Annotated in this window: 10 protein-coding genes and 1 riboswitch; of the genes, 5 read left to right on the top strand and 5 right to left on the bottom strand. The window is 62.2% G+C overall.

Going from position 1 to position 12564, the window contains the following annotated elements:
* The first annotated feature begins 53 nt into the window (after positions 1–53).
* Positions 54–147: riboswitch (SAM riboswitch) on the top strand.
* 4 nt (positions 148–151) lie between these two features.
* A complete protein-coding gene (locus AC1Q61_RS03635; RefSeq protein WP_223304426.1) occupies positions 152–2044 on the top strand; it encodes an FAD/NAD(P)-binding protein in 1893 nt (630 codons plus the stop codon).
* 50 nt (positions 2045–2094) lie between these two features.
* Here the strand turns inward: AC1Q61_RS03635 and AC1Q61_RS03630 are convergent, their stop codons facing one another.
* From AC1Q61_RS03630 to AC1Q61_RS03615, 4 genes are all read right to left on the bottom strand, one after another.
* Positions 2095–4518: an ATP-dependent Clp protease ATP-binding subunit gene (locus AC1Q61_RS03630; RefSeq protein ID WP_007733608.1), complete on the bottom strand. Its 2424-nt coding sequence runs from the start codon at positions 4516–4518 to the stop codon at positions 2095–2097.
* A 114-nt stretch (positions 4519–4632) separates the two neighbouring features.
* Complete coding sequence (locus AC1Q61_RS03625) at positions 4633–5148, bottom strand: Rv2253 family sensor-like surface protein (RefSeq protein WP_019745018.1); 516 nt, start codon at positions 5146–5148, stop codon at positions 4633–4635.
* A gap of 12 nt (positions 5149–5160) precedes the next feature.
* On the bottom strand, positions 5161–6360 hold the full coding sequence (locus tag AC1Q61_RS03620) for an MFS transporter (protein WP_128637904.1): 1200 nt from the start codon (positions 6358–6360) through the stop codon (positions 5161–5163).
* Positions 6357–7259: an NAD(P)-dependent oxidoreductase gene (locus AC1Q61_RS03615; RefSeq protein WP_054781765.1), complete on the bottom strand. Its 903-nt coding sequence runs from the start codon at positions 7257–7259 to the stop codon at positions 6357–6359. The genes AC1Q61_RS03620 and AC1Q61_RS03615 overlap by 4 nt, the downstream gene beginning before the upstream one ends.
* Before the next feature lie 108 nt (positions 7260–7367).
* Between AC1Q61_RS03615 and AC1Q61_RS03610 the strand changes: the two genes are divergently transcribed.
* Complete coding sequence (locus AC1Q61_RS03610) at positions 7368–7946, top strand: CGNR zinc finger domain-containing protein (RefSeq protein ID WP_051649552.1); 579 nt, start codon at positions 7368–7370, stop codon at positions 7944–7946.
* On the opposite strand, the gene AC1Q61_RS03605 is transcribed toward AC1Q61_RS03610, so the two are convergent.
* Positions 7943–8572 (bottom strand): TMEM175 family protein, encoded by a 630-nt coding sequence (locus AC1Q61_RS03605; RefSeq protein ID WP_030535295.1) that lies wholly within the window; start codon positions 8570–8572, stop codon positions 7943–7945. The two genes, AC1Q61_RS03610 and AC1Q61_RS03605, sit on opposite strands and share 4 nt — an antisense overlap.
* Positions 8573–8788: 216 nt before the next feature.
* Here AC1Q61_RS03605 and AC1Q61_RS03600 point away from each other — a divergent pair, with 216 nt between their 5' ends.
* From AC1Q61_RS03600 to AC1Q61_RS03590, 3 genes are all read left to right on the top strand, one after another.
* Complete coding sequence (locus AC1Q61_RS03600; RefSeq protein ID WP_007733614.1) at positions 8789–10039, top strand: MFS transporter; 1251 nt, start codon at positions 8789–8791, stop codon at positions 10037–10039.
* A gap of 16 nt (positions 10040–10055) precedes the next feature.
* Positions 10056–11723: an amidohydrolase gene (locus AC1Q61_RS03595; protein ID WP_003939773.1), complete on the top strand. Its 1668-nt coding sequence runs from the start codon at positions 10056–10058 to the stop codon at positions 11721–11723.
* Positions 11724–11816: 93 nt separating this feature from the next.
* The gene (locus tag AC1Q61_RS03590) at positions 11817–12476 is read left to right on the top strand and encodes an LppP/LprE family lipoprotein (protein ID WP_215516055.1); all 660 of its coding nucleotides are present in this window, start codon (positions 11817–11819) and stop codon (positions 12474–12476) included.
* Positions 12477–12564 lie beyond the last annotated feature (88 nt).

Genomic DNA, 12564 nt, shown 5'->3' with positions numbered 1-12564 from the left:
TGATCTGATGTCCGGAATTCCTTGCCTCAAAATTCTCCGAAGATAAGCTGGACTAACCATCCAGAGCGATCGAGAGTCCTGGCTCCGTGACGTCGCAGCAACCCCCTCTGCTGAGGTGCGGGTGCTTTCTGCCAGGTCCGATGGAGGACTCGTGCCAGGCGATCGACCCCGTACCTCAGTGGGGACAGCAGCTGTCATCGTGATCGTGGGCGGTGGACCCCGCGGGACCGGCGTACTCGAGCGGATCCTCGCTCACGAATCGGTGAACGCCGATCCCACACCGATCGACATTCACGTTGTCGACCCGTATCCGGCAGGTGCCGGCCGTATTTGGCGAGGCAGCCAGGCGCCGCTTCTGTGGATGAATTCGACAACAGCGGACGTCACGATGTTCACCGACGAGACCACCGCCGTGATCGGCCCGGTGCTGCCGGGTCCGACCCTCGCGGAATGGGTCGCCGAGCGCTCGGCTGAGCTTGCCGAATTCCCCGAAATCGCAGCAGAAGTTCCGACGCTCACCCCGTCGTCGTTTGCATCGAGGTCACTGCAGAGCCGATACCTGAACTGGGTGTTCGAGACTGCAGTCGACTCCGCGCCAGCGCACGTCGACGTTCGAGTTCATCGACGATCCGTGGTCGACATCGTGAACGTCGGCGAGACACAGACAGTTCATCTGGACGACGGAGCTGTCATCGACGCGACGACCGTCCTTCTCGCACAAGGGCACCCCGATGCGTTGCCTGCCCCACGCGAAACCGCGCTGACCAGCTTCGCGTCCGATCACGGGTTGACGTATGTGGGTCCGGGCTACACTGCCGATCTCGACGCCGATGTCATTCCCGAAGGCGAACCGGTTCTGATCGCCGGACTCGGGCTGGCTTTCATCGACTGGATGGTTCTCCTCGCCGAGAGCCGTGGCGGCATCTTCGAACGCGGTGAAGACGGCGTCCTCACTTACGCTCCCTCGGGTCGGGAACCCCTGTTGTATGCCGGATCTCGTCGCGGAGTGCCGTATCATTCCAAGATTTCGTACTCGATCGCTGACGCGCGGCCACCGCTACCGCGGTTCTTCACCGCTGATCTCGTTCCCGGCGACGGACCGTTGGATTTCCGAAACGACATCTGGCCCTTGGCGTCGAAAGAACTGGCAGGCGCCCACTATTACGAGCTGTTTGCATCTCACCCGGATCGGACAGTGGGCACCTGGGAGGAGTTCGACGCCGAATTCGCCTCGCTGGCTTGGGGATCGCCTCGATTGCAGGAACTGGTCGAGAACGCAGTCCCGAAGCCGGAAGACCGTATCGATCTCGAGCGGCTGAACCGCCCACTCGGCGGTGAGCGCTACGACGGGCTTGCCGAGGTCCAGTCCCGGATCACCGAATACATCTCGGCGGATGTCGCGCGGAGGTCGGACCCGTATTTCAGCGCCGACGCGGCTGTCTTCTCAGCGCTGCTGTCGACGTACATGACCGTCGGAGAATTGTTGCGGCGCGGCAGAATCCCGGCCGAATCCGTCGCCAAGGACGTCGAGGGTTGGCTTCATTCGTTCTTCAGCTTCATCGCCAGTGGTCCGCCGCCCGAGCGTTTGGAACAGTTGGTCGCCCTCAACGAGGCGGGCATCGTCCAGTTCCTCGGGCCGGATTCGGTGTTCTCCACCGAGATCGACCCGGCAACGGGGGCTGGGATCTTTGTCGCGCGCAGTGCGTCGCACACCGACATCGTGGCCGCGAACACCCTCGTCGAAGCACGCTTGCCGGTTGCTTCCATCAGCGCGAGCGGTGACTTGCTCCTGCGGACGCTTCACCGTCGGGGCGAGGCAGTCGAACTTCGTGCGACCGTGGACAGTTCGGCGAAGCTCGCCGTCGACGGTACTTCACGAATTCTCGACCAGAACAACACTGCTCATCCCCGCCGCTTCGCGGCCGGGCCGTGGGTTGCAGGCCATAACTGGTCGGCGGCTTTCCCTCGTCCCCGTACCAATGCAGGGTTCTTCCGGCATAACGATGCCCTGGCGGCGGAGATTTTGGGTGCTACGCGCCTGTGAGCGGTTAGGGAGTCCTGGGACTCCCTAACCGCTCACAGGGGGCTGTGCCCCTAGCTGAACACCAACTCACCCTCGTCAACCGCGACGGTGATACTGCCGCCCTCTTCGAGGAGATCGTCGAGCAGCATGTCGGCGATCTTGTCGTCGACCACACGCTGAATCGAACGACGCAACGGGCGAGCCCCGAACTCGGGTTGATGCCCGTGCTCGGCGATCCAGTCCACCGCGTCGGCAGTGAACTCGATCTCGATGCCCTTGGACTGCAGCCGCTTCCGGCTGTCGTCGAGCAGCAGATCAGTAATCCGGTGCAGTTGCTCGGTGTCGAGCTTGCGGAAGATCACGATCTCGTCGATACGGTTGAGGAACTCCGGCCGCATCGATTCGCGCAACCTGGCCATCACGCGGTCGCGCAGTGGCTTCTCCGCCGACTCTGCGTCACCCGTGGTGAAGCCGAGTCCACCGGACTTGCTCGAGATGATGTCCGAGCCGAGGTTGCTGGTCATGATCACGACGGTGTTCTTGAAGTCCACCGTCCGACCCTGACCGTCGGTCAGACGGCCGTCGTCGAGCACCTGGAGCAAGGTGTTGAACACGTCCGGGTGTGCCTTCTCGATCTCGTCGAGCAGGATCACCGAGTACGGGTTACGACGCACCTGTTCCGTGAGCTGTCCGGCCTCGCCGTAGCCGACGTATCCGGGAGGAGCACCGACCAATCGGCTGACCGTGTGCCTCTCACCGAACTCACTCATGTCGAAGCGCAGCATCTTGTTCTCGTCTCCGAAGAGTGTGGCAGCCAGAGCTTTTGCGAGCTCCGTCTTGCCGACGCCAGTGGGTCCGAGGAACAGGAAGCTACCGACGGGACGATCCGGATCGCTCATACCGGTCCGGCTACGACGCACGGCACGCGCGATGGCGCGAACGGCGTCATCTTGCCCGATGACACGACCGTGCAGTTCCTCTTCCAGACGGCGCAGGCGATCTTTCTCTGCCTGAGTCATCTGGCTTGCCGGAATACCCGTTGCGCGAGCGACAACTTCGGCGATTTGTTCAGCGGTCACGTCCGGCGTTTCCTCGGAAGGAACCGAGGATCCTGCCTTCTCGAGACGCTTTGCGACGCCGTTGATCTCGTCACGCAGGGTCGACGCCTTCTCGTACAACTCGTCGGCGACGGCTTTTTCCTTGTCGCTCTCGAGCTGCTCGAGACGCTGCTGCAGCGCGGCGGTGTCTACCGTGGCCGTCTTCAAGCGAAGCCTGGCGCCGGCCTGGTCGATCAGGTCGATTGCCTTGTCCGGCAAGAACCTGTCGCCGATGTAACGTGCCGACAGCTCCACCGCAGCGGTGATCGCCTCGTCGGTGTAGTGCACCTTGTGGTGATCCTCGTACCGACTGCGCAGTCCGCTCAAGATCGCGATTGCGTCCTCGATCGACGGCTCTCCGACCTGTACGGGCTGGAAGCGCCGCTCGAGCGCGGGATCCTTCTCGATGTTCTTGCGGTATTCGTCGAGCGTGGTGGCGCCGACGATGTGCAGTTCACCGCGAGCGAGCTTGGGCTTGAGGATGTTTCCGGCATCCATCGCACCGTCTGCGCCGCCTCCGGCACCGGCGATGGTGTGCATCTCGTCGATGAAGACGATCAGCTCGTCCTTGTGTGCGGTGATCTCGTCGATCACCTTGGTCAGCCGTTCCTCGAAGTCTCCGCGGTAACGGGTACCCGAGACCATGCTCGAGAGTTCGAGCTGGACGATCTTCTTGCCCACCAACGATTCCGGGACATCCCCGTCGACGATGCGCTGGGCGAGACCTTCGACGATGGCAGTCTTGCCGACGCCGGCCTCACCCACCAGGACCGGGTTGTTCTTGGTGCGGCGGGAGAGGATCTCGATGGTCTGTTCGATCTCGTCGGCGCGGCCGATCACCGGATCGACGCCGCCGTTGCGGGCGCGATCGGTGAGATCGATGCCGTACTTGTCGAGCGTCGGTGTGGTGGACTCGTCTTCGACTGGACCGGCTGCGGGATTCTGAACCGCTGCCTGCAGCTTCTCCGGCGTGATGCCGGCCGAAGCGAGCAGACGACCCGGAACATGATCGGGGTCACCGGCCAGGGCGATGAAGAGATGTTCGGGGTCGATGTACGTCGATCCCAGGGCTCGGGCCAGTTGATGAGCCTCGAGTAGAGCGGTTTTCACGGCACTGCTGAGCGCAGGAGCAGAGTAGGCCCCCTGCTCACGGCCTTGTGGCAGCCGCAGGTCGACGGCGTCGACCACGGATTTCGGGTCGGCTCCGGCGCGCTGCATGAGCGTGCGGACCGGATCCTGCTCCGCCATGACGCGGAGAACGTGCAGTGCATCGAGATCCGAATCACCGCGAGCAGCCGCTACACGTGCAGCGTCAGCCATGAGTTGCTGGGTGGCCCTGCTCATGAGCCGGGAAATATCGATGCGACCGGGACCCTCGGGCCCGAAGAATGCTGGCATTCCGAAGCCTCCTTGCAGAAAGTTGAGCGTTACTGACTCAATTAACGTGCATGGGGCTCGATCAATTCCCGCGGCCTCAGATTTGTTTCAACACCTTCGGGCCACAGATCGTTCTCAACTACCGAAGGATCCGGTAGATCGACCGACCGGGTACGCCTCGACGTGCATGATCACCGATCCCTCGCAGGGACCACTCGCGATGTCGGTACGCCACGAACCTTTCAGACTGCCATCGGGCTGAGGTGTGTAATACGCCTCGGAGTGCGCCGGTGCCCACACCTTGGGCACGCCTTCCCCCTGGTAGCAATCCCACTCCCAGTCATAGGGGTGCACCCAACTGGTTCCGTCCCAGGTGTATCGCGCAGGCTGCGGCAACGTCGGATTGGCGGGAGCCGGACCGCCGACCACTGTGGCGATACAGACTCCGCTCGAGCAATCCGTCTCGAACGTGTATGTATCGGAGAAATCCGGCTCCCACTGGCTGGCGGCCAGACTTGTGCCCGTCTTGGTCGCGGCAAAACGCTTGAGCGAGTAATCACCGGACCAATTCGCATCCGCAGCCCCCGCGGGCATCGCTCCGGCGACAAACCACGTAGCAACGAGAGCAACCACCAACAATGACTTCCGCATGCGTGAAGTGAATCACAAGCTATGTCCGAATTGTCGGATACTGACCACAAGAACACCGACGACGATCAGCACCAGCGAAACCAACGGCAACGCTCCCGCACCCCTGTCCGCCAAGATCAGCCCGCCTACGACGCCGCCCGCTGCGATCGCCGCATTGAAGATCGTCACGAAAACCGATTGCGCAGTGTCCACAGCGTCGCCCGTCGTATCCGCGAGCGCCGTCTGAAGGAGAGTGGGAGCGCCCCCGAATGCCACACCCCACGCCACAACGCTGAGTGCAATCACAGCGAAGCTGTCACCGCCGACGCCCAACGCCGTCAAAGCTGCGGCAAAGACCACCAAGCTCAGCACGGTGAGACTTCGAAGGGCCCGGTCGACAAACACCCCGACCACACCGATGCCCACGAAGGCGAAAAGTCCGAACACGAACAAGACGATTCCCAACCGATCGCCGAAACCGATGCGATCCAGAAACGCCGCCAGATACGTGTACACGATGTTGTGCGCGAGGATCCACAAGAACGCGACAAACAGAATCGGTCGTACGCCAGGCAGGACCAGGACTTTCCGCACCGGCAGCTGCCGATCCGCTTGTTGCCCGGGAAAGTCCGGCATCACCGTGAGTATCCACGCGACCAGAAGTAGCGCAGCAACCGACATCACGGCGAAGACGACGCGCCAATCGGCCAGGGTCCCGAGCCACGCCCCCATCGGAACGCCGATTGCCAACGCGATCGGCTGTCCGACGGAGGCAACCGCAACGGCCCGCCCCTGCAGGTGAGGGGGCGAGATCCTGCGTGCGTACCCGGCAAGCAACCCCCACACCACACCTGCCGCCATACCGGCCAGAAACCGAACACCCAAGGTGAGAACAAGATTCGACGAAAGCGCTGTCACCAGATTGAAGACACCGAACCCCAGAATCGCCGACACCAGGACAGCACGCCGTCGCAACCCTCGGGTCAATGCGATCAGTGGTACCGCCCCGACGACGGAACCCAATGCGTATGCGGTAACCAATTGCCCTGCGCCGGAGACTGATACGGACAACCCTGACCCGATCTGCACCAGTAGTCCGGCCGGCATGGTTTCGGTTGTGATCGCTATGAAGCCTGCCATTGCGAGTGCCGACAACCCGGCCAGCGGTAGTGTCCGGACGGAATCGGTCTCCGTCAGTGCCGAAGTCGCCGTCCCGTCCGAGTTCGAGCTCACCTCGTCGGTGTTTCGGGACTGCCTTCACCCGACTGGCCGGAACGGACCAGTTCTGCAATAGACGCCCAGTCCATCTCGCCCTGACCGTTCGCCAGAGCCTGAGCGAGCACGCCTCGAAGTACGCCACCGAACGGCAAATCCAGATCGACGCTGTCGGCGGCGTCGAGCGCAAGCCTCAAATCCTTGAGGCCCAGAGCTGTGGTGAATCCTGCAGGCTCGTACTGACGCGTCGCGACGAGGTTTCCGTAGCTGGAGTAGACCGGCCCCGGGAAGATCGTCGAGGTCAGCAGTTCTACGAGTTGGCTTCCGTCCACACCTGACCTCTCCCCCAATGTGATTGCCTCGCCCAAGGATTGAATCGCGGCGAGGATGAGGTAATTGCCGATGATCTTGACGATGTTGGCCTGCTCCGGACGCTCACCTTGTGGCCACGTGCGAGCACCGATGACGTCGAGGAAGGGTTGCACTCGCTCGAGGAGGGAACTGTCGCCGGCGGCGATGATGTTCAACTGGCCAGCCTGAGCAACAGAAACGCGTCCGAACACCGGCGCCGCGATGTACCCGATACCGTACTCGGCGTGCAGTGCGGCGGCGCGCTTGGCAAGGTCGACGCTGACGGTGGCCATGTTGACGTGCACGGTTCCACTCGGAACGGATGCGAGGACGGCGGGATCCAGAATGGCCGAAGACACGGCCGAATCATCTGCCAACATCGACAGCACAACACCGGACTGGAATGCCTCGGCAACGGTTTTCGCGCCGCTCGCCCCTTCCTCGACCAGTTCGGCTACCGCTTCAGGGCTGCGATTCCACACCGTCACGTCGAAGCCTGCGCCCAGTAGATTTCGAGCGATGGGACGACCCATCGCGCCCAAGCCGACCACGGAAACAGAAGTCATGAATTTCCCTCTCGAAAGTACTGAACCATCTAAGACGGTTCAAGACTCTCACACGGGTACAGTTGCTGTCGAACCGGTTGAGATGGTTCGCCACGAAGGAGGACGAAAGTGAACGAAGCAGGAGCTGATCAATCCGCTCGGGACGTGTTTCGACTCGACAACGACACGCTCGCCTTCCGCTTCACCGCCACCCTCACCAATCGGAACAGCTCGAGGTTCGAACGACTCACGAGCCCGCAGCGACTCGAATTATGGTTACGCGCCAACGATCTGATGGACGCCCCCGCAACCGCGACAGAAGACGACCTCCGCGGCGCGCAGGATTTACGTGAGGCCATTCATCGCATCGGAACCGCCGTGTGCGAGAACCGCCGCGCCTCACGCACCGATGTCGGGATCGTCAACACCGCATCCGAGCTCGGTGATGCCCACCTCGTCCTCGAGAGTGGCCGGGCCCTCTGGAAATCAGCCGGAGACAATCCGATCCGCGACGCTTTGTCGATAGTGGCTGCCGACGCGATCGCGGTGCTCGGTGGAGCCGACCGGGACCGCGTCAAGGCCTGCCAGGGCGACGGGTGCACCGGCCTCTACGTCGACACCAGTCGCGGCAACAACCGACGCTGGTGCTCGATGAACATCTGCGGAAACAAAGCCAAGAAATCCGCGATGACCGCTCGCGCCGACTAGCTCATCTCACCTTCACCGCGACTCCATTTCGCCGCCACTCGGTTCCACAGCTTCTCGATCGGCGTCGACAGCAGGAGAAGAAACAGCGGGAAGTACGACGTCACCGGAACGAGCACACTGACGAGCAGCGCCACCACCATGATCAGGAAAGTGACGATTTCAGCGGTGAAATGCGGCTTCGCATTCTCTTCACTCAACGACGGGTTGCGAACCAGACCCCACGCGACCACCGCCAGGCACGCAGCACTGGCTGCCATTGTCCCGATGTAGAGAGCCCTGGTTCCGAGATCCTGCGACGGCGCCGCAACGAGCGCTGTCGGGAAGGGCAGGAACACGATGGTCATCACCCACAACCCCAGTCCGCGAACGACCACCTTGTCCGCGTCGACCACAAAACGAAGCAGCCGATGCTGCGACCACCAGAGCCGGAAGATCACCAGAAAGCTCAGGGCGAACGAGTAGAACTGCGCAGCGTGATCGCGCAGCAGTTCCGACGTGGTGCCGTGGTGGTCACTGGTGAGTTCGACCAGCGGCAGTACGAGCAGCGTGATCGCAATGGCGACAATCGCGTCGATGAAAGTGACGTAGCGCTCGAAGTAGCGGGTGCGTTCCGCAATCTCAGCCATTGCGGAAGCATAAGCCTCACAACAGGAAACAGACCGGCGACGCCACTTTACGGAAGCACGTATCCGGAAACATACAATTAACGAATCAAATTCGTTAGATCTCTTGACCGTGGCGGAGCCCATCCCCATACTTAACGAATCACATTCATTAAGTGACTCGCATCACGCCACCAGGGGTCGGTTCAGCCACCCCCTTCAGGACATGGGGTTGCCCTAGTGCCGATCAACGCTTCGACGAATACGCAGTCCGACCGGGTTCCACTCACCGCCAACCGCGGTATTGCCGTCTTCAGTATCGGCGTCATGGGGTTCATCACCGCGAACCTCATCCCCCTGATGATCGTGGCAATGGTCGAGGACCTTGGTGTCACCGAATCCGCTGCCGGTGCCGTTCTGACCGCATCGCTGCTGGTCTGCGCCGTCACCTGCCTCGCCACCACCCGAATCGCCTCGGGCCGGCATCGCCATCTCCTCGGCCGCGTCAGCCTGATCGCGATGGCAGCCGCATTCGGCGTTGCGGCCATCGCACCGTCCACGACGATCGCATGCGCCGCGATCATCGTCGGCGGTATCGGCGCTGGTGGATCCGCATCCGTTGGCGGAGCGGCACTGGCCGCGCTCACGAACCCGGACCGGGCGTCAAGCATCAGCGGCCTCGTGAACCGTGTCGTCGTCACAGCCGTCCTCGCTCTCATACCCATCCTCGGCACACACATGACCAACGCATTCGGCATCGTCGCAGTCCTGGCACTGGCTACCGCAGCAACGGTCACCTGGTTGCCGTCGTCCCCGGTGAAAGAGTCGCCGGAGACGGCGAAGTCCGCCAATACGACCACAGCTCTCCCCGCCGGGGTCAGCGCGAAACGACTCACTTTTGCCGGAACCGCATTTCTCGCGATGCTTGCAGTCTGGGCGATCAGCGAGGACTCGTTGTGGGCAGTACTCGGCATCATGGGTTCCGAGCACGCCGGGCTCTCGGATCAACAAATGAGTCTCGCACTGAGCGCATCAACGGCGGGTGGTGTGCTCGCGGCTGTTACCTTGACCGCGTTGGGTTCTCGGGTCAGTCGGACAGTATCGATCTCCGTGCTACTGATACTCGGGGCAATTCTGAAGCTGTCTGCCGGCCTCACCACCGATCCCACGATCTACCTGGTAGTGGTCATCGCTTGGAACACGATCTACGCGGCCACGTTCATCGTCCTGGTTGCCATCTCGGCCGCGCTCGACGCGGCCGGCCGATGGTCGGCGCCACTACTGGGCACCTACCTCATCGGCTCCGCGTTCGCGCCGCTGTTCGGAACTTCGGTGACGGCCGGCCTCGGGTATCCGACCTTCGGAGTCATCATCTCGGGGATCAGCTTCGTTCTACTGGTCCCGTTCGCCTTGGTTTCCCGACTCTCCGCACGTACCGAAGGTGCGTATCGTCACCACAGCGCCGCCATCACTACTACCGTCATCGCGTAAGGATCACGTAGAAGTCATGAATGACAGCATCACTCACTACCGCAACGGAAAGATCTTCACGGCTGCCGACGACGGATGGGCCGAGTCGATAGTCGTCGAGGACCACAAGCTCAGATTCGTGGGCGAAACCGTCTATGCCGATATCCTGGCTCCAGACGCCGAGGTGATCGATCTCGAAGGTGCCGTCGTGCTACCCGGTTTCGTCGACGCCCATACGCATTTGGTGATGATGGGATTCGCGCTGCAGAAGTTGGATCTGCGTGATGCCGCCGATCTCGCCGACATTCAGTCCAGCATCAAGCAATTCGCGGAATCGAACCCGGACGCACCACGACTGCTGGGTCGCAGTTGGTTGTTCTCCGCGCTGGATGGAGGGCACCCGACGCGAGAGATGATCGACGCCGTCGTACCCGATCGCCCGGTGTACCTCGACGCCAACGACGTACATTCGGTCTGGGTGAACACTGCAGCACTGCGAGAACTCGGCATCGACGCGGACACTCCCGATCCGATCGGCGGTCGTATCGGCCGGGATCCGGACACCGGAGAAGCCACCGGAATGCTGTACGAGACCGCCATGATGCTCTACGTCTGGCCGAAACTGGCGGAGCTCGCATCCGACGAAGACCGGGACGCCGCCCTCGCTCTCGCCTTCCGCCACTATCTCGAGGACGGCGTGACCGGTGCGGTCGACATGGCACTCGGCGCGGACGAATTAGCCTCGCTGGAAAGAGCATTGGACGCAGGAGACGGAACACTGCCGCTGCGTGTCGCGGCTCACTGGCTGATGACCCGCGAGGACAACGAGGCCGACAACGTCGGACAAGTTCACGACGTGATCGAACTCCACGAGCGCGTCCAAGGTCCGTGGCTCCGTATCGCCGGAATCAAGATCATCATCGACGGTGTGATCGACAGCTGCACTGCCGCAATGAAAGAGCCGTACTCGGACGGCACCAACGCCGAGCCCATCTGGGATCTCGAGTCCTTGATCCCCGTCGTGACAGCCGCTGACGCCGCAGGCCTGCAGATCGCGATGCACGCGATCGGCGACGAGGCGTCGGAGATCGGACTGACTGCACTCGAGTACGCGATCGCCGCCAACGGAGACATTCCCCGCAGGCACCGAATGGAACACTTGGAGTCCATCACCAGGGACAACGTCGAAAGGCTTGCCCGCCTGGGAATCATCGCCTCGATGCAACCGGTTCACGCTGACCCTGCAATCCAGGAGAACTGGCAGGCGATGCTCGGCGACTACCGGGTCAATCGCGCGTACCCCTGGCCCGAATTCACCGAGGCCGGAGCGGTTCTGGCGTTGGGTTCGGACGCTCCGACCGCTCCCCACCCGCCGCTGCCGAACATGTTCATCGCCACCACCCGTCGATCCGCAATCGATCCGTCGCTGGCACCCAATCTGCCGAAGTACGCACTCCCCCTCGCGGACGCGCTGGCTCACGCAACTCGCGACGCTGCCTACTCGTGCCGGTGGGAAGATGTGACCGGCCAGCTGGTTCGGGGTAAAGCAGCCGATTTTGTCGTACTGAAACAAGATCCGTTCACCGAAGGGGTCGATTCTCTCCTGACCACAGAGATTGCGATGACCGTCGTTGCTGGATCCGTGCGATACGACGCGGCCGGGGCCAAGAGCACCGAAGCACGGAACACCGAGTCCGATAGCTGATCGTTACCGGTTGTTCGATAACGCACGCATGCGGCCCGGCGACAGAACGAAGGAGGGACTTGAACACGTGAACCCATACACTCTGGAGGACGCATGCGCAGGAAAGCTCCGATTTCGGCCGCCGTCGCAGCCGCTGCACTGGTGACGGCCACTGCCCTGACGGTCGCCGGTTGTGGGTCGACCGAAGGAACACCTGAAGCGGCGGCGAGTTCCACGGCAGCCAGTTCAACGGCGTCGGCGACATCGACGGCAAACGAAACCGAGACGACGGTAGCGAGCTCTCCCCCGCCACAATCGAACACCCGCACAAATGCATCCACGACGGCGACTACGACAGCAATCCCCGCTTCGGGTCCCTGTCTCGACGTCGGCTCCTCGCTCGTCACCGACGCCATCGGCACGCTGGGCACCGACATCAACGGGGGCAATTGGATACCGAGATCCGCGAGCGAAGAACAGATCGGGAATTGTCCTGACCTGCTCTGGGTTTCGGTGGACGGCGACGGCGTCGGCGATGCGACTTACCAGTCACACGTCCTGTTCTTCCACGACGGAACATACCTGGGCACGGCTACCAGTGAGCCGTACTCGTACACACACGTCATCGACAGCAACAAGGATTCGGTATCCGTCCAATACCGTTGGCTGCTGGACGACGATGCATTCTGCTGTCCCCAAGGCGGACCGAACATAGTGAACTTCACGTGGAACGGCAGCGTCGTGGTTGCCGACGGCCAGTTCCCGCCCTCCTGAACCTGCCTGGGTCCGAGAAGGCCCTGAATGCAACTGTGCCCCAGCGACGACGGTCACTGGGGCACAGTCTTGTTCGATCTACTCGCCG

This window comes from Rhodococcus sp. MPR-R1B (assembly GCF_058793255.1).
This window is presented reverse-complemented; position numbering and strand designations above follow the sequence as displayed.

Coding starts and splice junctions, on each gene's coding strand:
- AC1Q61_RS03630 (WP_007733608.1), bottom strand. CDS start 4,518: ATGCCAGCATTCTTCGGGCCCGAGGGTCCCGGTCGCATCGATATTTCC.
- AC1Q61_RS03625 (WP_019745018.1), bottom strand. CDS start 5,148: ATGCGGAAGTCATTGTTGGTGGTTGCTCTCGTTGCTACGTGGTTTGTC.
- AC1Q61_RS03615 (WP_054781765.1), bottom strand. CDS start 7,259: ATGACTTCTGTTTCCGTGGTCGGCTTGGGCGCGATGGGTCGTCCCATC.
- AC1Q61_RS03605 (WP_030535295.1), bottom strand. CDS start 8,572: ATGGCTGAGATTGCGGAACGCACCCGCTACTTCGAGCGCTACGTCACT.
- AC1Q61_RS03595 (WP_003939773.1), top strand. CDS start 10,056: ATGAATGACAGCATCACTCACTACCGCAACGGAAAGATCTTCACGGCT.
- AC1Q61_RS03590 (WP_215516055.1), top strand. CDS start 11,817: ATGCGCAGGAAAGCTCCGATTTCGGCCGCCGTCGCAGCCGCTGCACTG.